Source organism: Solibacillus daqui, assembly GCF_028747805.1.
Classification (GTDB): Bacteria; Bacillota; Bacilli; order Bacillales_A; family Planococcaceae; genus Solibacillus; species Solibacillus daqui.
The window spans coordinates 454,249-477,270 of sequence record NZ_CP114887.1; the positions used below are offsets into that span (position 1 = coordinate 454,249).

At 38.1% G+C, this 23,022-nt stretch carries 19 protein-coding genes and 1 pseudogene; 18 read left to right on the top strand and 2 right to left on the bottom strand.

The window, feature by feature from the left end; translation table 11 throughout:
- Window positions 1-30 precede the first annotated feature (30 nt).
- From O7776_RS02185 to O7776_RS02205, 5 genes are all read left to right on the top strand, one after another.
- A complete protein-coding gene (locus O7776_RS02185; protein WP_274309022.1) occupies window positions 31-2,217 on the top strand; it encodes a DNA topoisomerase III in 2,187 nt (728 codons plus the stop codon).
- 239 nt (window positions 2,218-2,456) lie between these two features.
- A complete protein-coding gene (locus tag O7776_RS02190; protein WP_274309023.1) occupies window positions 2,457-3,287 on the top strand; it encodes a putative metalloprotease CJM1_0395 family protein in 831 nt (276 codons plus the stop codon).
- Between the two features lie 125 nt (window positions 3,288-3,412).
- On the top strand, window positions 3,413-3,901 hold the full coding sequence (gene ybaK, locus O7776_RS02195) for a Cys-tRNA(Pro) deacylase (RefSeq protein ID WP_274309024.1): 489 nt from the start codon (window positions 3,413-3,415) through the stop codon (window positions 3,899-3,901).
- 14 nt (window positions 3,902-3,915) lie between these two features.
- On the top strand, window positions 3,916-4,533 hold the full coding sequence (locus O7776_RS02200) for a YczE/YyaS/YitT family protein (protein WP_274309025.1): 618 nt from the start codon (window positions 3,916-3,918) through the stop codon (window positions 4,531-4,533).
- Between the two features lie 58 nt (window positions 4,534-4,591).
- Window positions 4,592-5,782: a glycine C-acetyltransferase gene (locus O7776_RS02205; RefSeq protein ID WP_274309026.1), complete on the top strand. Its 1,191-nt coding sequence runs from the start codon at window positions 4,592-4,594 to the stop codon at window positions 5,780-5,782.
- Between the two features lie 168 nt (window positions 5,783-5,950).
- Here the strand turns inward: O7776_RS02205 and O7776_RS02210 are convergent, their stop codons facing one another.
- Window positions 5,951-7,129, bottom strand: a complete 1,179-nt coding sequence (locus O7776_RS02210) for a pyridoxal phosphate-dependent aminotransferase (RefSeq protein WP_274309027.1) — start codon at window positions 7,127-7,129, stop codon at window positions 5,951-5,953.
- Between the two features lie 197 nt (window positions 7,130-7,326).
- Between O7776_RS02210 and O7776_RS02215 the strand changes: the two genes are divergently transcribed.
- The 6 genes from O7776_RS02215 (at window position 7,327) to O7776_RS02240 (ending at window position 14,520) form a co-directional block, all read left to right on the top strand.
- The gene (locus O7776_RS02215) at window positions 7,327-8,115 is read left to right on the top strand and encodes a carbon-nitrogen family hydrolase (RefSeq protein WP_274309028.1); all 789 of its coding nucleotides are present in this window, start codon (window positions 7,327-7,329) and stop codon (window positions 8,113-8,115) included.
- A gap of 696 nt (window positions 8,116-8,811) precedes the next feature.
- A complete protein-coding gene (locus tag O7776_RS02220; RefSeq protein ID WP_274309029.1) occupies window positions 8,812-9,762 on the top strand; it encodes an L-threonine 3-dehydrogenase in 951 nt (316 codons plus the stop codon).
- A 397-nt stretch (window positions 9,763-10,159) separates the two neighbouring features.
- Window positions 10,160-10,684 carry a CueP family metal-binding protein gene (locus O7776_RS02225; RefSeq protein ID WP_274310431.1) on the top strand — a complete coding sequence of 175 codons (525 nt, stop codon included), beginning with the start codon at window positions 10,160-10,162 and terminating at the stop codon, window positions 10,682-10,684.
- A 74-nt stretch (window positions 10,685-10,758) separates the two neighbouring features.
- Window positions 10,759-11,493: an urease accessory protein UreH domain-containing protein gene (locus O7776_RS02230; protein WP_274309030.1), complete on the top strand. Its 735-nt coding sequence runs from the start codon at window positions 10,759-10,761 to the stop codon at window positions 11,491-11,493.
- Between the two features lie 333 nt (window positions 11,494-11,826).
- The gene (locus tag O7776_RS02235) at window positions 11,827-13,353 is read left to right on the top strand and encodes a multicopper oxidase family protein (protein ID WP_274309031.1); all 1,527 of its coding nucleotides are present in this window, start codon (window positions 11,827-11,829) and stop codon (window positions 13,351-13,353) included.
- 144 nt (window positions 13,354-13,497) lie between these two features.
- The gene (locus O7776_RS02240; RefSeq protein WP_274309032.1) at window positions 13,498-14,520 is read left to right on the top strand and encodes a stage II sporulation protein P; all 1,023 of its coding nucleotides are present in this window, start codon (window positions 13,498-13,500) and stop codon (window positions 14,518-14,520) included.
- A 231-nt stretch (window positions 14,521-14,751) separates the two neighbouring features.
- Here the strand turns inward: O7776_RS02240 and O7776_RS02245 are convergent, their stop codons facing one another.
- The gene (locus tag O7776_RS02245; protein ID WP_274310432.1) at window positions 14,752-15,339 is read right to left on the bottom strand and encodes a VanZ family protein; all 588 of its coding nucleotides are present in this window, start codon (window positions 15,337-15,339) and stop codon (window positions 14,752-14,754) included.
- Window positions 15,340-15,403: 64 nt separating this feature from the next.
- Between O7776_RS02245 and O7776_RS02250 the strand changes: the two are divergent.
- From O7776_RS02250 to O7776_RS02280, 7 genes and pseudogenes are all read left to right on the top strand, one after another.
- Window positions 15,404-16,585, top strand: a pseudogene (locus O7776_RS02250) (AMP-binding protein); the annotation flags it as partial.
- A 102-nt stretch (window positions 16,586-16,687) separates the two neighbouring features.
- Window positions 16,688-17,359 (top strand): response regulator transcription factor, encoded by a 672-nt coding sequence (locus tag O7776_RS02255; protein ID WP_274309033.1) that lies wholly within the window; start codon window positions 16,688-16,690, stop codon window positions 17,357-17,359.
- Complete coding sequence (locus O7776_RS02260; RefSeq protein WP_274309034.1) at window positions 17,359-18,603, top strand: sensor histidine kinase; 1,245 nt, start codon at window positions 17,359-17,361, stop codon at window positions 18,601-18,603. The genes O7776_RS02255 and O7776_RS02260 overlap by 1 nt, the downstream gene beginning before the upstream one ends.
- 154 nt (window positions 18,604-18,757) lie before the next feature.
- The gene (locus tag O7776_RS02265; RefSeq protein ID WP_420802145.1) at window positions 18,758-20,659 is read left to right on the top strand and encodes a CotH kinase family protein; all 1,902 of its coding nucleotides are present in this window, start codon (window positions 18,758-18,760) and stop codon (window positions 20,657-20,659) included.
- Window positions 20,660-20,664: 5 nt separating this feature from the next.
- A complete protein-coding gene (locus O7776_RS02270; RefSeq protein ID WP_274309036.1) occupies window positions 20,665-21,366 on the top strand; it encodes a polyphosphate polymerase domain-containing protein in 702 nt (233 codons plus the stop codon).
- A gap of 20 nt (window positions 21,367-21,386) precedes the next feature.
- Window positions 21,387-22,091 carry a DUF4956 domain-containing protein gene (locus O7776_RS02275; RefSeq protein WP_274309037.1) on the top strand — a complete coding sequence of 235 codons (705 nt, stop codon included), beginning with the start codon at window positions 21,387-21,389 and terminating at the stop codon, window positions 22,089-22,091.
- A 12-nt stretch (window positions 22,092-22,103) separates the two neighbouring features.
- Complete coding sequence (locus O7776_RS02280) at window positions 22,104-22,970, top strand: peptidylprolyl isomerase (protein ID WP_274309038.1); 867 nt, start codon at window positions 22,104-22,106, stop codon at window positions 22,968-22,970.
- Window positions 22,971-23,022 lie beyond the last annotated feature (52 nt).

Below are 23,022 nucleotides of genomic sequence, written 5' to 3' on the forward strand. Positions count from 1 at the left end.
CACAACGATTGTTTGAAAGGGTGTAACACAATGGCTAAAAGTATAGTATTAGCAGAAAAACCATCAGTAGCGCGCGATATTGCCAACGTGCTGAAGTGTACTAAAAAAGGAAACGGCTTTTTAGAAGGCGACAAATATATCGTGACATGGGCATTAGGGCATTTAGTGACATTAGCGGATCCAGAAAGCTACGATGAAAAATATAAAAAATGGAATTTAGAAGACTTACCGATGCTGCCAGAGCGCTTAAAGCTAACGACAATTAAGCAAACGAGCAAGCAATACAATGCCGTAAAATCACAGCTAACGCGCGGTGATGTAAGTGAAATTATTATCGCAACAGACGCTGGACGCGAGGGCGAGCTTGTGGCACGTTGGATTATTGATCGCGCGAAAGTAAATAAGCCTATTAAGCGCTTATGGATTTCGTCGGTAACCGATAAAGCCATTAAAGAAGGATTTGCCAATTTAAAACCAGGGAAAGCGTACGAAAATCTGTACTATGCTGCTGTAGCGCGTAGTGAAGCAGACTGGTATTTAGGATTGAATGCGACTCGAGCGCTATCCACAAAGCATAATGCACAGTTAAATACGGGGCGCGTTCAAACGCCAGTTGTCGCAATGGTTGCGGCGCGTGAAGATGAAATAAAACATTTCCAAGCCCAAACTTATTACGGCATTGAAGCACAAACGAAGGATTTAAAATTAACATGGCAAGATGCAAATGGTAATTCACGTAGTTTTGCGAAAGAAAAAATAGATGCCATTGTAAATAAACTAGATAAAAAAGAGGCAACGGTTGTAGCCATCGACCGCAAGCCGAAAAAAACGTTCGCACCAGGGCTGTACGATTTAACGGAATTACAGCGCGACGCCAACAAAATGTTCGGTTACTCAGCAAAAGAAACATTAAATATTATGCAAAAGCTTTATGAGTCACATAAGGTACTGACATATCCTCGTACGGATTCACGCTATCTTTCAAGTGATATTGTTCCAACCTTGCCAGAGCGATTAAAAGCATGTGGGGTTGGTGAATATCGTCCCTTAGCCAATAAGGTATTAACAAAGCCGGTTAAAGCCAATAAATCGTTTGTTGATGACAGCAAGGTAAGTGATCACCACGCCATCATACCAACAGAAGAATACGTGAATTTCTCGGCATTTTCAGATAAAGAACGCAAAATTTATGATTTAGTTGTAAAGCGATTCTTAGCGGTATTGTTCCCGGCTTATGAGTATGAGCAATTAACGCTTCAGGCTGAAATCGGTTCAGAAAAATTTATCGCACGAGGGAAAACAGTTTTAGCAATGGGCTGGAAGGAAGTCTATTCGAATCATTTTGAAGACGAAGAAACAGACGAAGTAAAAGAGCAGTTATTACCACGCCTTGAAAAAGGGCAAACATTAAAGGTGAACCTACTTGCACAAACTTCAGGTCAAACGAAACCACCTGCACGCTTTACAGAGGCAACTTTATTATCTGCCATGGAAAATCCAACGAAGTATATGAATACACAAAACAAACAGCTTGCAGATACATTAAAGTCCACAGGCGGATTAGGGACGGTAGCGACACGTGCTGATATTATCGATAAGCTATTTAACTCGTTCTTAATCGAAAAGCGTGGTAAAGATATTCATATAACATCAAAAGGTCGTCAGTTGTTAGATTTAGTACCTGATGAATTAAAGTCGCCTGAAACAACAGCTGAGTGGGAGCAAAAGTTAGAGTTGATTGCAAAAGGCAAACTGAAAAAAGACGTTTTCATTAACGAAATGAAGCAGCATACAAAAACTGTAGTTGCTAACATTAAAAACAGCGATAAAAAATTCAAGCATGATAATATTTCTACAAAAACTTGCCCAGATTGTGGTAAGCCAATGCTTGAAGTGAACGGTAAAAAAGGAAAAATGCTTGTGTGCCAAGACCGTGAATGTGGTCATCGTAAAAACGTATCACGCGTAACGAACGCACGCTGTCCACAGTGTAAGAAGAAGCTAGAGCTACACGGGCAAGGTGATGGCCAAATTTTCGTATGTAAATGCGGCTATCGTGAAAAACTATCAGCCTTTGAAGCGCGTCGAAAAAAAGATGGCGGCGGAAAAGTGGATAAACGTAGCGTACAAAAATTTATGAAGCAGCAGGAAAAAGAAGCAGAGCCAATTAACAATGCGTTTGCAGATTTGTTAAAAGGCTTTAAGGTAGATAAATAACAAAACACGCCTAGAGGATGTCATTCCTTTAGGCGTTTTTTAGTGAAAAGTAGCATTATTACAAAGAATCTATTTTACAAATAAAAGGTAACAAATTGCAGGAAATTGTACTTCAAGTGTGATAACTAGTAACATACCAATATTAGTCCAAAAGATTCAAAATATGTATAATTAGTGAATGTTTTATTTTCCCATGCGATAATACCCTATATAAACTTTTAAAAAAGAGGTGAATAGTTATGAAAATTTCTAGTTTATTGCATGGTTATAATCCTGATTTAGAAGAAAGAAAACGCTCAGTCCAGCGCAAAGAGGTTGGCGATGCTTATAAAAAGCATGCGAAATATGCAAATGCAAGCAAAAACCCAATGCTCCAAGCGCTTGAAAATTTACTTTCTGGTAAAACAGAGAAGGAATTACACGAGGCAGATGCAGCTGCCCGTAAAGATTCGCAGCAGACTTTAGTGGAGTCAAAGGACGAGGAGCTAGCGCGTCCAAAAGGAAAAGAGGAACTTTCACAGTTAAAGCAAACCGAGCAAGAAGTCATAGCGCATGAAAATGCCCACAAATCGGCAGGGGCAGGTGTGACGGGCGCAATTACGTATACGCAAACAACAGGACCAGACAATCAGCGCTATATTAATGGCGGCGAAGTAGCGATTCAAATGCCGGCAACTAATGGAGAGTCAGATGAAACCATTGCGCTACTTGAAAGGGTACGTCAAGCCGCATTGGCACCAGCAGAGCCTTCCTCGCAAGATTTACGTGTAGCGGCAAGTGCTTCAGCACAAATTCAGCAAGTACGTGCCGATAAATACGGCGAAGTAATGGAAGAACAAGAAGAATCGGCACCATTTGCAGATGAAGATTTCACATTTGAAATGCCGGAAAAATTCCAAAAGGATTTTAACCGTAATCCAGAAGAACAAACGATTTTTGGGAAAGATTTAGAAAAGCTGTTATTCCAACGTACATTTAACAACGCAGCACAAAAATATAGTTCCCATATTGCAATGGTGAAAAACGGCTACCGTTCTGTAACAGAACCGACCTTCTCACAAGTTGCATAAATGAAAACTCGCTTTAGCCAATTCGTGCTACTGCGGGTTTTATTTTTGCCCACTTAAATGGAATGATTCCAATTTCAATCAAAGGTGCTATACTAATTTTTAACGAAAACACAGGAGTGATAGTTTTGGCAAAGAAACATGTGAAGACAAATGCGATTCGATTGATTGAACAGAAAAAAATTGTACATGAAATTTTTGAATACACGTCAGAAGATGGTAATGCGGTAGATGGTGTAACGGTCGCAGCAAAAATTGGTCAACCGGTTGAACATGTTTACAAAACATTGATTGCCACTGCGGGAAAGGGGGATTATTTTGTGTTCGTTATTCCGGTTGAAGCCGAGCTCAATTTAAAGGCCGCAGCAAAAGTGGTCGGCGAGAAAAAGGTAGAACTGATTGCGGTAAAAGAGCTGCTTGGTTTAACGGGCTATGTACGAGGTGGTTGTTCGCCAATTGGTATGAAAAAACTATTCCCAACGTATATCGAGCAAACAGCTGAAACGCTTGATTACATAATTGTCAGCGCAGGAAAGATTGGCATGCAAATGAAACTCGCACCGACAGATTTGGCGAAAGCATCGAATGCGCAATTTGCCCAGCTTGTAACACAATAGAAAGAAGGATTTATATGTCGAAAAAATTTTGGTGGCAGTGGGGTAGCTTTTTTGTCGGACTGATGGTGATGGCACTCGGCATTACACTGACAATTAAGGGCAATGTCATTGGCACAAGCCCATGGGATGTATTCCATATCGGAATGTTTAACCAATTTGGTTTGACGATCGGTATGTGGTCAATTTTAACAGGGCTATTCATTATTTGCGTAACGTCGATGTATCTTAAACGTGTTCCGAAATTAGCTACTTTTTTAAACATGCTATTAATCGGTTCGTTTATTGATTTATTTAACTGGCTATTACCAGAGGCGTCTCTATTTGTTTTTGAAATTAGCTATTTTATAGTAGGCTTTTTTGTCATGAGTATTGGCTGTGCGCTTTATATTGCGGCAAGTCTTGGGGAAGGACCACGGGATACGGTGATGATGATTATTGCGAGCAAGGGCTATTCGGTAAAAACGGGGCGTATGGTGATGGAAGTGATTGCGGCAAGCATTGGCTGGCTACTTGGTGGACCGGTTGGCCTTGGTACGATTATTTTAGCGCTTGGAACGGGCTATATTATTCAACCCGCATTATTTTTCTTTAAAAACAAACTTGAAAAAATTATTGGTGAGCCACTCACGTAAAATATTGGCAACTTATGCTACACTATAACTGATGTTGAATTTGAAAGGATGAACGAGCATGTCAAACGTATTAAATACCTTTTTAGATGAAAATTTACAAGACCTACGCACTCAAGGTTTATACAACGAAATTGATCCTGTTGAAGGTGCGAATGGCCCGATCATTCAAGTAGCAGGCAAAAAATTAGTTAATCTATCATCAAATAACTACTTAGGTTTAGCGACAAATGATGAATTAAAGAAAATAGCACAAAACACAATCGAAACATATGGTGTCGGTGCGGGTGCGGTTCGAACAATTAACGGTACATTAGATTTACATGTGAAATTAGAACAAACATTAGCAAAATTCAAAGGGACAGAAGCGGCGATTAGCTATCAATCTGGCTTTAACTGTAATATGGCGGCGATTTCTGCTGTTATGGATAAAAACGATGCCATCCTTTCAGATGCTTTGAACCATGCTTCCATTATCGACGGCTGCCGTTTATCAAAAGCGAAAATCATTCCATTTGCACACGCAGACATGGAAGATTTACGTGCGAAAGCAAAAGAAGCGACAGAATCAGGCCTTTACAATAAAGTCATGGTTATTACTGACGGCGTGTTCTCAATGGATGGTGACATCGCAAAGCTACCTGAAATCGTAGAAATCGCAAAAGAATTTGATTTGATTACGTATGTAGACGATGCACACGGTTCAGGAGTAACAGGTAAAGGTGCGGGTACAGTGAAGCACTTCGGGTTACAAAACGAAATCGATTTCCAAATCGGCACACTATCAAAAGCAATCGGTGTTGTTGGTGGCTATGTGGCAGGGAAGAAAAATTTAATCGATTGGTTAAAGGTTCGTTCTCGTCCGTTTTTATTCTCGACAGCATTACCACCAGGGGATGTTGCAGCCATTACACGCGCTGTGGAAATCATTATGGAATCAACAGAGCTGCATGACAAGCTTTGGAACAACGGTGATTATTTAAAGAAAGGCTTAAACGAGCTTGGCTTTAATATCGGGGAATCAGAAACACCAATTACACCTTGTATTATTGGCGATGAAAAATTAACACAGCAATTCTCCAAACGATTAATCGAAGAAGGTGTGTACGCAAAGTCGATTGTATTCCCAACGGTACCAAAAGGAACAGGTCGCGTGCGTAATATGCCAACAGCAGCACATACAAAAGAAATGTTAGATGACGCATTAGCCATTTACGCAAAAGTAGGTCGTGAATTAGGTGTAATTCAATAAGAAAAGCATCATACCTGTTTAGCCCGTATAGACATTGTGGGATTGACGCAAAAGTAAACGCTTCACCACTTTTGCACGAGGGACCTAAATGACCGAGGGGCTGGTGTGAATGCCTAGACATAAACAAAAAGGCTCCGTACTACAATTTTAGTAGCGCGGAGCCTGTTATTATTGTACTTTTACAGTAAATAGTTCTAATTTTGCAACACGTTGCATCGCTTCACGTAGACGGTTTTCATCAACGAGCAACCCTACGCGGATATAGCCTTCCCCGTATTCACCGAAACCATTGCCGGGAGCGACTGCGATATCTGCCTTTTCAAGTAATAGGTCGGCAAATTGCTCGCTTGTATAACCGTCAGCGACAGGTAACCATGCAAAAAACGAACCCTTTGGAGCGGTAATAGTCCAGCCAATTTTCTGTGCTTCTTCAACAAGCGTATTGCGGCGACTTTCATAGAGTGCACGCAAATTTTCAACACAAGTTTGTTCTTCATTTAGTGCCGTAGCAGCCGCATGCTGAATAGCTGGGAACTGACTGCAAAACAAATGGTCCTGAATGATGTTAATGGCTTCAATCATTTTAGCATTACCAACTGCAAAGCCGATACGCCAGCCCGCCATGTTGAATGATTTTGACAGGGTATACAATTCAATACCGATAACCTTTGCGCCGGTTGCTTGTAAGAAGCTCGGTGGACGTTTGCCGTCAAAACCAATTGCTCCGTAGGCGAAGTCATGGGCAACAGCGATTTGGTTGTCTTTGGCAAATAGAACTGTTTCCTCAAAAAATTCAGCCGATGCAACACCACCAGTTGGATTGTTTGGGTAGTTTAAGTACATTAATTTCGCGCGCTCTTTCACTTCGTCAGATAGAGCGTTATAATCCGGTAAAAAGTCGTTTTGTGCAGTTAATGGTAATGTATCAAATTTTACATCCGCAAGCGCAACGCCTGATAAATAATCAGGATAGCCTGGGTCAGGAAGCAACATGTAATCACCGGGATTTAAAACAGCAAGGGGCAGTTCAACTAGCCCGACTTTTGTACCACCAAGTATTGCAACTTCGGTGTTTGGGTCAATGTCGACATTGTATTCACGCTTATAAAAGTCCGCTGCTGCTTGACGTAGCTCAGCAATGCCACGAAACGGTGAATATTTATGTGTTTGTGGATTGGTTGCCGCCACTTGTAAGGTTTCAATAATATGATCGGGTGTTGGCTGGTCAGGGTTGCCTTGCCCTAAATTAATCACATCACGCCCTTGTGCAAGTGCCTCGTTGACTTTCCCGACAAGCGTCGCAAAAAATTGTGGAGGTAGCTGTTGTAGTTTTTTCGAAAATTTCATGGTTTTGTTCATTCCCTTTTTTGTAGATTAGGAGAGTATAAGCTTTTCGATGTATGGTACATAAGAAAATATTTTAACTCGTACAATTTGTGTTTTTCAAAGATTAAAAATAAGCTTAGTACTTTTCTAGGTTTAAGTAAAGTGAAAATTATGATAATTTAAAGTGTAGTGAAATTTGTAGAGGACGGTGTTTACATATGAAAATCGGTTGTATCCAATTAAATGTAGGTTTTGGCAAAGTCGACGAAAACTATGAGCGTGCCGAAAAATTGATTCGAGAGGCAGCTGCAGGGGGCGCGGAAATCATTGTGTTACCCGAAATGTGGAACACAGGCTATGCACTTGAGAAATTAGAGGAGCTAGCGGATGAAAACGGTGAGCGTTCGAAAGCGTTTTTAAGTACGCTTGCAAAAGAATTAGCAGTACATATTGTCGGTGGTTCAGTTGCGGTGAAGCGTGATGGCGAGTTTTATAATACGATGTACACGTATAATCGTGCAGGTGAATTAGTCGGCGAATATAGCAAAGTGCATTTATTCCGTTTAATGGATGAGCATTTGTATTTGCAATCAGGTGATGCGATGAATCGTTTTGCACTCGATGGTTTAGAAGCAGGAGGCGTAATTTGCTATGACATTCGTTTCCCAGAATGGCTGCGTTCACATGCATTAGACGGCGCAAAGGTGTTATTCATTCCAGCACAATGGCCAACGCCACGTATTGACCATTGGAAAATTTTACTGCAAGCGCGTGCCATTGAAAATCAGTGCTTTGTCATTGCGGTCAATCGTATTGCACGTAAAGTCGAGAATTTCAACGGGCAATCGATGATTATCGGACCGTGGGGTGAAGTACTTTGGACAGGTGCGGAAGATGAGGAGTTAGCCATTGTTGATGTTGATTTTTCAACGGTAGACGAGGTGCGTGAACGTATTCCTGTTTACGATGATCGCCGTCCGAATCTTTATGAGAAGGTAGTTAAATAATAATTGTTGAAAGTGCGCCTACATTGATAAGGTGCGCTTTTTTTACTTGATTCAGCGGATGTCACAGATTTTTTAGAGGAGTTTTTCAAGTGAACTTAAAAAAATCTGGACCAAAGATAGCCGAGGCGCAATTGACTTCAACTGTCTCTCCCGTAATAATCATCAATTTTTAAAATGTTTGTCATGGTGTTTAACAGTGCATACGCATCAAAATCGCATGTAATTGTTCCACTGTTGTTACTTGAATTTTATGCACAAAGACTGGCAATACAATGCAGCGCTCTATAATAGTCGAAGGCAAAAACAAGGGGAGTTGAATAAAATGAATGGAGACAGAGGACAGTTTATAGCTGGTTGTGAACACGCCAATTTTATGAATCCCGTGCCACAATTTAAAAGATGCGCTTGCAAGCATGAATGCTATTGTCATTAGTCGTTAAATTGGGATATTTTGAGGGATTTTTGTCCCACCGTAAGAAAGATAACACAATTCGCATATTTGAGACGGACAATTGTATTACTGAAAAAGAATTTTTATGAAATATTGTATTTTATAAAAGAACACCCTATAATAAATCCGAGAAAAAGCTTTTCAAATTAGGTTTTGTCTTTAGTTGAATGTTTTTTTACAGAGGACATTTGTGTTAATAAATGTTTTATTGGAATACTTTTTTCGAGGATAGGGAGGCATTAAGTGTGAAAAAAATTATGGTGACCGGTGCTTTAGGTCAAATTGGTTCAGAATTAGTAGAGAAATTACGCCATACGTATGGCATTGACAATGTATTAGCAACAGATATTCGGAAAATTGATCAACATGAGGGACCGTTTGAAGTGTTGGACGTAACAGATGGGAAACGCATGCATACACTCGCACATGACTTCGGTGCGGACACGATGATTCACATGGCTGCATTACTATCTGCAACAGCGGAAAAAAATCCGGTATTCGCATGGAATTTAAATATGGGCGGCTTAATGAATGCACTTGAAGTAGCACGTGAATTAGACATGCAATTTTTCACACCAAGCTCAATCGGCGCATTCGGCCCTTCAACACCAAAGGACAATACGCCACAAGATACACTGCAACGCCCAACTACAATGTATGGGGTAAATAAAGTTGCTGGTGAATTATTATGTGACTATTATTACACACGTTTCGGTTTAGATACGCGCGGTGTTCGTTTTCCAGGGTTAATTTCGTATGTGACGCCTCCTGGTGGTGGAACGACAGATTATGCGGTAGACATTTACTACAAAGCCATTGCAGAAGGTCGTTACACATCGTATATCGCAGAAGGTACTTTCATGGATATGATGTATATGCCAGATGCGCTGCAGGCGATTGTTGATTTAATGGAGGCAGACCCAGCGAAACTCGTACATCGCAATGCATTTAATATTTCAGCGATGAGCTTCGAACCATCACAAATCGCAGCAGAAATCAAAAAGCATATTCCAACATTTACGATGGACTATGAGGTAGACCCAGTGAGACAGGCAATTGCCGACAGCTGGCCAAACGCAATCGATTCGTCAGCGGCGATAGAAGAGTGGGGCTTTAAAGCAAGCTATAACTTAGAAAAAATGACAATAGATATGTTAGAAAAGTTAAAAGTACGTTTAGATCAAAAGGTAATTTAATGCTAAAGCGAGCATGTAGATTAAATCTATGTGCTCGTTTTTCTGTTTTATAATATTTGTTGGAGTTATCGTACAAAATCACACTTTTTTACATACTTGAATTGATGAGAACCAAGTAATCAATTGGTGTATTACTTAAGAGATTTAAAACAAGTAAATTAAAAAGGAGCTGTCCATTTTTCGGGCAGCTCCTTTTTAATGCTAAAGTAATTACTTTTGTCCGCACATAGTCAACTAAAAAACAAGAGTGGAAAACATTGTGACAATATATTTAGCGAATAAATCATCTGCATAATTTCTCCATATTTATTTCGTATACTAACATTGTCGATTGCTAAAGAACAAATATTTGTTAGTCAATAAAATCTAAAAAAACATGAGGTGAACGAAAGTGAAAATGCTTATTAGTACTATTTTTGCAGCTGTTCTATTAGTTGCTTGTAGTGAAGAAAATACGATTGAGGAAAACAATCCTATAAAAACTGAAACGGAAGAAATAAAGGAATTGGTTCAAGATTATAGTGTACGTAATATCACAGCTAAGTCAGTATCTATAACATCCAAACAACTATTTGTTACAGATAATGATGGAACAGAGCAAGTTTATAACCTTCCGAAAGATGAATTTTTTGTTTCAATTGCCCCATACATAAATGAAACACATCCTTGCGATAACCATAGTTTAACAGGATGCCAAGGTGAAATGGTAAGTGAGCAGTTCAATGTATATATTGAGGATGCTGAAGGCAATGTCTTAGTAGATGATACATTAATAACAGAAGCAAATGGATTTATTGATTTATGGTTACCACGTGAACAATCGTTTCAAATAAAAATTGAGCATCAAGGAAAAACGGTTGAATCCGAATTTTCTACATTTGAAAATGATGGTACTTGTATCACAACAATGCAATTGGTTTAAGCATTAAAAATAGTTCCAGTATGTGTCAACAGTAAATGAAATACCAATAAATAAGTAGAGAAGGTGACAATAAAGTGTATAGTTTTTTGTCTCAAATAAGTCAAATAATAAGCGATCCCGTCTCTACTTTTTTACATTCATATGATCATTCTCCACTTTTTATAGCTCTTCTTCTTGGGGTAATTGGCGCAGTTGCACCATGTCAGCTGACAGGTAACATTAGTGCAATAACCCTTTATGGAAACCGAACAATTCAAATGGACAAAAGTTGGAGAGTAATTGCATCCTTCATTATGGGGAAAGTAATGGTTTATAGCGCCATCGGATTATTTGCGTGGCTTTTCGGTCAATCATTTGAAACAAAAATGACGGAGTATTTTCCAGTATTCCGTAAAATAATTGGCCCCTTATTAATTATTACTGGTCTTGTACTGTTAGGCTTATTAAAGCTACGGTTTTTAGATCGCTTAACTCTTCGTATTCCAGAAAGATTCAAAAAGGGAAAGGTAGGTTCATTCCTTTTAGGCGCGAGTTTTGCAATTGCATTTTGCCCTACAATGTTTGTCCTCTTTTTCGTTTGGCTAATGCCTACTGTAGTATCTACATCTTATGGGCTAGTACTTCCCGCAATATTTGGAGTTGCAACATCTATTCCTGTAATCATTATGTTAGGCTTAATATGGTATTTTGATGTGAAAGGCTTAATTATGAAAAAGAGTATGAAGGTTGGAAGAGTCATACAAAGGATTGCTGGGATTGTGCTAATTTTCATTGGCTTCCTCGACACAATTACTTATTGGGGAATATAAAAGTAAAAAATATTGCTTGGTGGTATCCATTGCTCTAAGCATTAAAAAATATTTTTACTATATGAATGAATGGAAGGTGCAACTTCAACAATCGATAGTACATATAGTAGATTACATCTCGACAACAGATGAAAAAGCAACCAATTATAATTAGATAACTGAAAGGGAATTAGCTGCACAATAACATATCGTAAAAAGGAGATGCCTAATGGTCAATTGTGACATGGGCATTTTTTTGATTTTGTCATATATACGTGTTTCCGTTAAACTGCATATTTTTTTCATATCTATTTGTTACAGTTTATTTGTAATAAATCATAAGGAGGAAATAAAATGAAGTTTAATTTGTTCGTTACTACATTATTAGCTAGTAGCGTAATTATTGCAGGCTGTAGTGCAACTAGTTCTGAAACTGACAAACATGAGACGATGGATCATTCGAACATGACTGATGAAGAAATGGCAAATAGGGAAGGTATGGACCACTCAAACATGACCGATGAAGAAATGGATATGGAAAACGGTCATGCAAGTCATACAAACCTTGTTGCTCTAAATAACTCAACTGGGGAAAATGAGTTAGCAATTCCACAATTAATTGAACCGAAAGATGGAATTGTTAATATTAATGCGCAACAAGGTACAACAGAAATTTTTAAGGGAGTTCAAACTCAAACATTCGGATATAATGGCTCGTTTTTAGGGCCGGTAATTCGGGTGAATGAAGGAGAAACGGTAATATTCAGAACAAAAAATGAACTAGCTGAATCAACAACATTTCATTGGCACGGTGTAGATATACCAGGTGAAGGTGACGGCGGTCCGCATCAACTTTTAGAACCAGGCGAAATGAAAGATGTGAAGTTTACTGTCAGTCAAGGTGCTTCAACGCTATGGTTCCATCCCCATCCTGTAGGTGCTACAGCAGAACAAGTATATAAAGGTTTAGCAGGGTTAATTTATATTGAAGATAATAACTCGAAAAATCTAGAATTACCGAAAGAATATGGTGTAAATGATTTTCCGTTAGTATTCCAAGATAGAGAATTCACGGACGAAAAACAGTTTGATTATCAAGCAGTACGTAACGATGATGGTACAATCGGAGATACGTTATTAGTTAATGGTACGTTAAATCCAAAACTTACAATAGGAAAGGAGAAGGTGCGACTTCGTTTATTAAACGGAGCGAATGCACGAAACTACACATTTAAATTAAATACTGGCGATAAATTCCAACAAGTAGCAACTGATGGTGGATTATTAAATAAACCAACTGAGATGAGCGAAATTACACTAACACCGGGTGAGCGGGCAGAAATTATTGTCGACTTTTCAAAATACGATTCTGAAAGTGAAGTTGTACTATTGAATGAAGACGATGCAATTTTATTACAATTTATTATTGATGAACAAAAAGTAAATCCTATAGAAATCTCAAAAAATTTAAATGATTACGTAGTGACAGACGAAGAGAAAAACTTACCCGTAACGAAAAAACTTGAACTTTTTGGTATGGGGAAAATGGTATATATTAATGGCAAGCAATTTGATATGAATCGAATTGATTTTTCACAGAAGCAAGGTGAAACAGAAATTTGGGAAATTTACAATAAACCAGATGCAATGGGAGGGATGATTCATCCATTCCATATTCATGGTACTCAATTCAAAGTTGTTTCAATTGATGGAAATGAGCCACCAGTAAACTTACAGGGATGGAAGGATACAATTTCAATTGAACCTGGACAAGCTGTTAAATTAGCTGTCAAATTTAATCATAAAGGTATATACATGTTCCACTGTCATGTGCTTGAACATGAAGAAAACGGTATGATGGGGCAAGTAGAAGTAATCTAAATCTAATTACTTGTGCCATTAATGAAAAAAGAAATACCACAATATAAGTAAATAAAAACACCTTCAAGTAATAGTTTGGGTAAACTTGAGGGTGTTTTTAGATACGTAATTTCAATTAATAAATAAAGCAAGGGAAGGGTCTAAATGTCTCTTAAATTAACAGAAGATAAGAACAAAAGAAAGGGAAAGGAAAAGAATAGGGCAAAGCTATTTCTATATATTGCGATTTTCCTATTCCTTATCTGGGCGATGGCTACTATTTGGGTGGCAATGACCTATAAACTTAATGATAAAACGAATGGAGAGAATGAATTAATAAATAATTTTTTAAATAAAGAAAAGCCCACTCTTAATATATCCATAGAAAATTCAGAAGAGGATAAAACTTTTGAAAACACGGATAGAGATGAATTAAAGCTACCTATGGAAATAGTATTAAAAGACAAAACGCTTCGATTAAAAAATATTGAGAAAATTTTTGGGGAAATGAAATCTCCAAAAGAAATTTCGGCTAACCATTCTACTTTTGGTAAAGAAGTTTTTTATATTTATCATTCCCATAGTAGGGAATCCTTTTTGCCCTATTTAAAAGATATAAGCAAGCCAGATGAAGCTTACCACTCGGTAGCGAACATAACGCTGGTAGGAAAAATGCTAGGGCGAGCAATGGAACAAAGAGGAGTAGGTACCAAAGTTGATACAACAGATATTGTACAGCTTGTAGATTCTAAAAACTTAGATTACACGAGCTCTTACAACGTTTCAAGGGAGCTAGTGCAACTATCACAAAAAGAAAATAAAAACCTTGAATACTTTATAGATATTCACCGTGATTCATTGCGAAAAGAGAATACTACTACTGAAATAAATAGAGCAAAATATGCAAATCTACTTTTTGTAGTTGGAACTGGGCATGCAGAATTTGAAAAGAATCTTCAATTTGCAAAGAATTTACATAGGCTATTAGAGAATAGATACCCAACATTGTCAAAAGGGATACTACAAAAAAGTAGTATTCAAGGGAATGGCGTATACAATCAAGATCTTTCTCCTAACTCGATAATTATAGAAATTGGGGGTGTAGATAATACGGTAGAAGAACTTCATCGATCAACGGAAGCCCTGGCAGAAGTATTAAGTGATTATTATTGGAAAAATAAATTTTGAATCTCAGTGAAATTTATAACAATTGCTTGTACATGATTTTGGTGCAGATACGAAATTCATATGGCCGTATTATTATCAGCAATTGCAGAAAAAATCTAGTATTTGCGTGGAATTTAAATAAGGGTGGATAATGAAAGAGTATTATCAGAAGCACTTTTAAATGTAAAAGGAGCAATGTCTTAAAAGACATTGCTTTATTCGGTAAATTTAGTTTGGTTGCTATTTATCATTTTACTTTACTTGTAACTTTAATTGATATGAGCGAATTAGATTTTCTGCGCAGTTTACTAAAAATATTCCTAATACCCCACCAAGAATATTAAGTAACAAATAGATCATATCCACATTACCATAGCCTCTCGATGTTAAACCAGCCCATCCAAATAAAAGACGAGCAAAGTCGATTACTAAACAACTTAAAATAACAATAGCAATTGCTTTCCTGTTGCTTAAATTGAAAAGGAGTAATAAAGAAATTCCTAACGGTACAAATAAAATTACATTATAAAATATAGCAGAATAACTCCAAATGGAAATATTAAAGTGCATCGTATCAAATATTCCAAACCAATCATTTGTTGAAATAAACCTGCTACTAGTATCTGCAGGATTTTGAGGGAGCGTGAATCCACCAAATATAATTTGAATTAAGCTTATCAAGTAAAAGATAAAGCTATATAAAATAAATCGTTTCTTATTACTTTTTTCTACTTTTCTAAAATAATCAAGAAATACATCAATAAAAATAGATATCAGCAAAATTAAGAACGCAAAGGGAACAATATTGTAAAGAACGTATGTTGAATTCACAATTAACATCTCCCATCGTTTATAAAATATTAAAGATACCATAATTTTACTTATTTTTACAGTATGAAGCAATACAACATTACCAAATGCGTATTCTTATGAAGCGTTATTAGCAGAAGCAGATGAAACTTTTGCGTTTCCAGAAGACTTAGATGAAAATGCACCGGCAAGTATGTGCTATACAAGTGCTACGACAGGTAATCCTAAAGGTGTTGTATACACGCACCGCTCACTTGTACTGCATAGCATGATGATTTCAATGATTGACACGATGGGGATTTCAGAGCGTGACGCCATTTTACCAATCGTGCCGATGTTCCATGTAAACGCATGGGGAATGCCATTTGCTGCGGTGAATGTTGGGGCAACTCAAGTATTAATTGGGCCACAATTTACGCCGAGTTTAATTTTAGATTTCATTGAAAAATACGACGTAACAAAAACAGCAGGCGTGCCGACTATTTGGCTTGGTGCATTACAGGAACAAGAAAACAGAGCACGTGATTTATCGTCATTACAGGCGATTTTCTGCGGTGGTTCGGCATCGCCAAAAGGGCTTATTAAAAAATATGAAGAGCTTGGCATTAACTATATTGTGGTATACGGTATGACCGAGACGACACCGATTGTTTCGCTATCACGCGATTTGTCGGATATGGATGGCTGGACTTTAGATGAAAAAATTGAAACGCGCGCCATGCAGGGGTTAACGGTGCCAGGTATTGAATCGAGCATTGTTAATGAGCACGGTGAAGTACCATGGGACGGAGAAACGATGGGAGAGCTCCGCTTACGTGGTCCTTGGATTGCAGCGGAATATTATAAAGATGAACGTACTGCTGAAGCGTTTAAGGACGGTTGGCTATACACAGGAGATATCGCGGTGCGTTCAAAAGAGGGCTTCATTAAAATTACGGACCGCACGAAAGATCTTATTAAATCAGGTGGAGAGTGGATTTCATCAGTTGATTTAGAAAATGCCTTAATGTCACATGATGCCGTTTTCGAAGCAGCGGTAATCGCGATTCCGCACGCAAAATGGCAGGAGCGCCCACTTGCCTGTGTCGTATTAAAAGAGGATGCAGAAGTAACAAAAGAGGAGCTAATGGACTTTTTAGCAGGGCAATTTGCGAAATGGTGGCTACCAGATGATATCGTCTATTTGAAAGAAATCCCAAAAACATCTGTTGGTAAGTTTTTAAAGGCCAAGCTACGTGAAAGCGTACATGATTTTTATCCGCAGCTGTCATTTTAAATAGCTTTGAACTAAAAAAATAACACCTTCTTATTGTGAAATGCTTGATGGTTATGTAAAAATGATGTCAAGTTGAACTCTAAAATAAGAAGGTGTTTTAATTTGCGCATATTAGTTGCAGATGATGATAAAACGCTATGTGAAAACATCGCAAAAATATTAAATGTTGATTTATACGCGGTTGATACGGCATCTAGTGGAAACGAGGCGACCGATTTAATCGATTATTATACGTATGATTTATTGGTGCTTGATTGGATGATGCCAGGTGCGTTAGGCATTGAAGTGTGTCAGTATGCGAGAGGTAAAGGTTTTGATGGTGGGATTTTAATACTGACAGCTAAGGATGCAACAGAAAATATTATTGAAGGCTTAGATGCCGGTGCGGACGATTATATGGTGAAGCCGTTTAAAATGGAGGAGCTGCGCGCAAGAGTACGTGCAATATTGCGTCGTAAAAACAAAATCGTTGAGGAAGAAATTATTGTAGGCTCATTAAAGCTCAATAAAAATAAACGAACGGTGTACATCGATAATTTCGAAGTAAACTTAACGAAAAACGAATTTTTACTATTGGAATATTTGATTGAAAATAAAGGGCAAATCCTAACGCATGAGCAAGTAATTGAATATGTATGGGGGATTGATGATAATGCCAACACCAACACGCTCGCAGCACTTGTCCGTTTAGTTCGTAAAAAAATTGATGTTGAAGAGGAGCCGTCTTTTATTCAAAGTTTGCGCGGACTCGGCTATAAATTGAGGGATAATTAATGTTCAAAAAAATTCAAATGCGTTTGACGTGGATGAATGCTATTAGCTATTTCATTTTTCTCGTATTATTTTTAACGGTATTTTACGTGTCGTTTGCCCAAATTTTAAATAAGGTACAGGAAAATATGGTCGAAAGCTATGCGGCAAACAATACCGATAAGTTTTTCAATATATATAAAGGACCACCTAAGCCACCGAATCGCTTTGAACTAGAAGTTGATCAAGTAAGCTTCTTTTATGTGATTTCGAAGGATTTAGAAATTTTATATGGTGAGGAATTGCATGAAGGCTTTAACAAAGTATTGCAAACTAATTTAACTCCCGTAGAAACGAAGCAATTTAAACGTTATGAATATGAAGGGGAAACGTTGCTTGTGATGACGCAGGCAGTTCGCATGAAGGGAGAAACACTTGGCTATATTGCGGTTGGTCAAAATGTAACGCTGTATGAAGCCTTGCTACAAAATGTGTTGATCCTGTTAGTGATGCTGTTAATTGTTTCGAGTATCGGCATAGGGCTATTAAGTTACTTCCTAGCAAAAAAATCGATGGCCCCGATTCAAATCTCATACGAGCAGCAGCGTCAATTTGTTGCCAATGCTTCACATGAGCTGCGCACGCCACTTGCTGTTATATATAGCTCGCTTGAATTATTTGAAGAGCAAATGAAGCAACAGGGTACGAATTATCCGCGAGATACAATGGATGATATGAAAAACGAAGCGAACTATATGAATGAAATGCTTTCAAGTTTATTGACGCTAACACGCTCCGATCAAAATCAAATTGAGCTGAATATTAACGAAGTGGATTTATCAAACGTTATCATCCAACGGACACGTCGCTTCGCCAAAACGGTGCAGCATTTAGCCTTCCAATTAGATGTTGCGGATGAGTTAATGGTGGAAGCCGATAAAATTTTAGTGGAAGAACTGCTCTATATTTTATTAAAAAATGCAGTTACCTATACACAAGAAGGCACGGTGTCGGTGCGTGCTTATGAAGAAGTAGGATTAGCTAAAATTGAAGTAGCTGATACTGGAATAGGAATTGCCGAAGAAGATTTACCGTATATTTTCGAGCGCTTCTACCGTGCCGATAAAATCCGCAATAAATCAGGAACGGGACTAGGACTGGCCATTGGGAAAGTTATTACAGAATTACACAATGGTCAAATTTATGTGCAAAGTGAATTAAGTAAAGGCACAACGTTTACAATTGAATTGCCGTTAAAGCACAAATAAAAGTTAAAACACAGCTTGTACGTTTATATGTACAAGCTGTGTTTTTTTTACAAATAAAATATTTACTTCGTGTTGAATTTTTTATAATTCATTACGTTTTTCATTTTCATTTCATTTTTCACCTGTATTGTATGACTTGTAAGGAGGGATGACTTTGAAAGTACGTACAATATGGCTTGTTGTGCCGATTGTGTTAGCGCTAGTTGTCGTGATTACATCGGTGTTTGCACTCAATTATTTTGACGTCGAAAAATCAACAGCAGGCTATGACTACAAAGAGCAATTGTTTAGTGAAGATGAAGTCGGAACAGTTGAAATTACGGTTAGTGATAGCAATTGGAGCAAAATTTTAGACAATCCTACAGCCGAGGAATACGTGGAAGCGAGCGTGACGATTAACGGTGAAACGTATGACAATGTCGGCATTCGTGCAAAAGGAAATTCATCTTTATCTAGTGTAGCAGGCAGTGATTCTGAACGCTACAGCTTGAAAGTCGATTTTGCACAATATGATTCGAATCAAACCTTTTATGGACTGGAGAAATTTAATTTAAACAATAACTTTTCAGATACAACGCAAATGAAGGAATTCGTATCCTACGAATTAATGGAGCAACTTGGCATTGCAACCCCAGCGCATTCCTATGTCAAAGTGATGCTTAACGGCGAATATTACGGCTTAATGCTAGCAGTTGAAGAGATTGGGGAAGCGTTTGCGAAAACGAGCTTCAGTTCGACAGAAGGTTTTATTTTTAAACCAGAAGGCAATGGCAGTGATTTAGCGTATGTGTCTGATGATGTGGCTGATTATGCTGGCATTTTTGATGAAGTAAAAATGAATAAAAAAACAGCGGAAAATAATTCAAACATCATCAATATGATGAAGGAAATAAGTGAAGGTGATACGTCTTCGATTGATATCGATCAAATCGCACGCTATTTTGCACTAAATACTGCGCTTGTCAGTATGGATAGTTATCAAGGCTCATTTAAGCATAACTACTATTTATATGAAAATGGTGACGGCGTATTTTCTGTTATTCCTTGGGATTATAACATGTCATTCGGTGGTTTTGCTGGTGGCGGAGGTGGTCGCCCAGAAGGACAAGAACAGCCAAATGCCGCAGACACCGAGCAAGAGCGAGCGAAAGAACAACCAAATACAGACAACGCACAACAAAAAGATAACGCAGCAACTGCAAACGGTAATAGGATGACACCACCAAATAATACGAATGGTCAACAAAACGCAGAAGCTCAAAATACACAATCTAATAAAGAAATAATCACTAACGATAATGCCAACGTAGCAAATGATCTTCCACAAATGAACCGCGGCGGTATGGGTGGAGGCATGATGTTAAATGCCAACATCGTTACGGATTCAAATGTGAACTTTAGCATCACTGAGCCAGTTTCAGGTACAACAATCGATGCGCGTCCGCTACTAAAAATTATATTAGAAGATGAAGAAGCACGTGCACTTTATGATCGCTATTTAGAAAAAATAGCAACGGATATTTTAACAGAAGAAAATGTATTAGCAATTACAACAAAATTGCATGATTTATTACTCGATGCAGTCGATGAAGATCCATCAAAATTCGCCACAACGGAACAGTTTGTAGCAGGGGTAAATGGTGAACAAAGCTTACCGGAATTCGCAAAACAGCGTAGCGAATCCATTTTAAAACAGCTTGCTGGTGAAATTGAAGGCGTGTCAGGAGCTGGCTCGTCAGGCTTTGGAGGCGCCGGTGGAGAAATGAACGGTGAAATGCCGAATTTCGAAAATATGCCAGAAATGAATGGACAGATGCCACCAAATTTCGAAAATGGTCAAAATGGCAATACCGAACAGAGACAACAAGGCAACCCACCTGAAATGAACGGAAACATGCCAAATATGGGCGATTTCCCAGGACAGCAAGGGGCAAATGCCAATAAAACAGGAAGCTCCAAGCAAACAATGATTAAATTAGTTGCTTCATTGGCAGTAGTAGTGCTCGCAATTGGCGCGGTATTACTACTAAGCAGAAAAAAATACAAAAAGGGGTGACTGAGATGACAAAGCAAACTTCCTATAATCCAAACGGTCGCAGCGAAATGAAATTTGGGATTACTTATGTCGATTATCAAATTCTAAAAATGAAGATGCGCTATTTGATGAAGCTCGATCCACATTCAGGCGCTAACGGCCGCTATTCAATCCGCTCGTGCTACTTCGATAACTTTGACAACAAAGTAATGAACGAAAAAAAAGAGGGCTTTATAAATCGTGACAAGTACCGCGTACGTATTTACAACAAAAGTGATGAAGTCATTCATTTAGAACGCAAATCGAAACGCAATAACCAAACATTCAAATCAAAATGTAAGTTATCTAAAAAAGAATTTGAGCGTATGCGTGTCAATGATTTTGAATGGATGAAAGATGATGAACGCTCATTAATTCGGGATCTATATAAAGACATCCAGCTTTATCACCTAAAGCCAATAACTGTGGTCGATTATGAGCGGGAGGCGTACCTTTATGAACATGGTAATGTACGTGTGACATTTGACTGCAAAGTACAAACAAGTATGCACAGTACCGATATGTTCAATAAAACATTACCAATGGTCGATGTACTCGAACAAAATGAAGTAATTTTAGAAGTGAAGTTTGACGAGTATTTACCAACTGTCATCAAAATGCTGTTGCAAGGCATTCATACGCGACACGAAGCGTATTCAAAATATCAATTAAGCCGAATGTTTGGCTAAAACTTTAGGAGGAATTCATTGTGTTTACATTATTAACAGCTAATAATATCACCAATTTTGAGGATATTTTTAAGTCAAGTTTTTTAGAAAAGGCGTCTACGTTTTCATTAGTTGATGCTTGTATCGGCCTAGCAAGTGCCTTTTTACTTGGCATATTTATTTACTTCATTTATAAGAAAACATTTAACGGAGTAGTCTATTCGCACTCATTTAACATTTCATTAATGATTATGACACTGGCAACAGCGCTTGTCATTATGGGGATTAGCCAAAATGTCTTGCTATCACTTGGTATGGTTGGTGCATTATCAATCGTGCGTTTCCGTACACCGATTAAAGACCCAATGGATTTAATTTTCTTATTCTGGTCAGTAGTTGTAGGTATTTTATGTGGTGCTGGATTTATTCCATTAGCAGTGATCGGTTCTGTCATTATCGGACTTGTGATTATTGTATTCCAAAACAAAATTGTTATCGAAAACCCCTATTTAGTCGTTGTGCGTTTTGAGCATGAAGAAACGAATGCAGAAATCGAACAATTATTAAAAGGTGCTTCTAAACGCTACTTACTGAAATCAAAATCAGTGATGAATGATGAGCAAATGGAAGTGACATATGAGGTACGTTTAAAAAGTGATGACGCAGCATTTGTATCGACATTATCAAAAGTAGCAGGTGTATCATCAGCTGTTATGCTAAGCTATGATGGCAATTTCACAGCATAAACGGAGGGGACTATGAAAAAAACGATAATTGGTCTCGCGCTCACAGCATCACTTATGCTTGCAGCGTGCGGCAATTCACAAGATGAGGTCATCGTAACGACGGCTTCAGGTGATATTACAAAAGACGAATTTTATGAACAAATAAAAGAACTCGCAGGTACATCATTATTAGAACAAGTCGTAATCGAGAAAATTCTAAATGAAAAATACGATGTAACGGATAAAGAGGTAGAAGAGCAATTCAGCACGTACAAAGATATGTACGGTGATAGCTTTGAAACGGCTTTAGCATCGAACGGCTACACAGAAGAAACATTTAAAGATACTGTGCGCTTCCAACTCTTACAGCAAAAAGCAATGGAAGACGTTGAAATAACAGATGAAGAAATCAACACATATTATGAGCGAGGAAAATACGAGCTGCATACACGTCATATCGTAGCTGAAACCGAAGAAGAAGCACAGCAATTTTATGATTTAATTGCTGAAGGAAATGATTTTGAAACGGTTGCAAAAGAAAAGTCTCAAGATAGTGCCACAGCAGAAAACGGTGGTGACCTGGATTGGTTAGCGGTAGCTGATATGGATACCGCATTTGCACAAGCAGCCTATGCGCTTGAAGCGGGTGAAGTGTCAAAAGTAATTGAAACCGCATCTGGCTACGAAATTATTCAGCTAGTTGAAAAACGTGAAGTAGCAGATTACAAAGCTTTAGAAGATCAAAGAGACGAGGTCATTGCAGCAGTTAAAGACCAAAAAGTAGCAAATACGGAATGGTCAACAATAGAAGCTAAGCTGTTAAAAGAAATGAACGTTGAAGTGAAAGACGAAGATTTAAAAGAAGCATTTAGTGAAACATTAGGCACTAATGAAGAATAATAGAAAGAGGGTGTTACCGTGTAAAAACGTGTAACGACCCTCTTTTTGTGTG

What these genes read in the sequence shown, in the direction of transcription:
- O7776_RS02240 (WP_274309032.1), top strand. Translation starts at nt 13,498, where the DNA reads ATGTCTCTTAAATTAACAGAAGATAAGAACAAAAGAAAGGGAAAGGAA.
- O7776_RS02190 (WP_274309023.1), top strand. Translation starts at nt 2,457, where the DNA reads ATGAAAATTTCTAGTTTATTGCATGGTTATAATCCTGATTTAGAAGAA.
- O7776_RS02210 (WP_274309027.1), bottom strand. Translation starts at nt 7,129, where the DNA reads ATGAAATTTTCGAAAAAACTACAACAGCTACCTCCACAATTTTTTGCG.
- O7776_RS02270 (WP_274309036.1), top strand. Translation starts at nt 20,665, where the DNA reads ATGACAAAGCAAACTTCCTATAATCCAAACGGTCGCAGCGAAATGAAA.
- O7776_RS02200 (WP_274309025.1), top strand. Translation starts at nt 3,916, where the DNA reads ATGTCGAAAAAATTTTGGTGGCAGTGGGGTAGCTTTTTTGTCGGACTG.
- O7776_RS02225 (WP_274310431.1), top strand. Translation starts at nt 10,160, where the DNA reads ATGCTTATTAGTACTATTTTTGCAGCTGTTCTATTAGTTGCTTGTAGT.
- O7776_RS02205 (WP_274309026.1), top strand. Translation starts at nt 4,592, where the DNA reads ATGTCAAACGTATTAAATACCTTTTTAGATGAAAATTTACAAGACCTA.
- O7776_RS02185 (WP_274309022.1), top strand. Translation starts at nt 31, where the DNA reads ATGGCTAAAAGTATAGTATTAGCAGAAAAACCATCAGTAGCGCGCGAT.
- O7776_RS02215 (WP_274309028.1), top strand. Translation starts at nt 7,327, where the DNA reads ATGAAAATCGGTTGTATCCAATTAAATGTAGGTTTTGGCAAAGTCGAC.
- O7776_RS02245 (WP_274310432.1), bottom strand. Translation starts at nt 15,339, where the DNA reads ATGTTAATTGTGAATTCAACATACGTTCTTTACAATATTGTTCCCTTT.
- O7776_RS02235 (WP_274309031.1), top strand. Translation starts at nt 11,827, where the DNA reads ATGAAGTTTAATTTGTTCGTTACTACATTATTAGCTAGTAGCGTAATT.
- O7776_RS02260 (WP_274309034.1), top strand. Translation starts at nt 17,359, where the DNA reads ATGTTCAAAAAAATTCAAATGCGTTTGACGTGGATGAATGCTATTAGC.
- O7776_RS02280 (WP_274309038.1), top strand. Translation starts at nt 22,104, where the DNA reads ATGAAAAAAACGATAATTGGTCTCGCGCTCACAGCATCACTTATGCTT.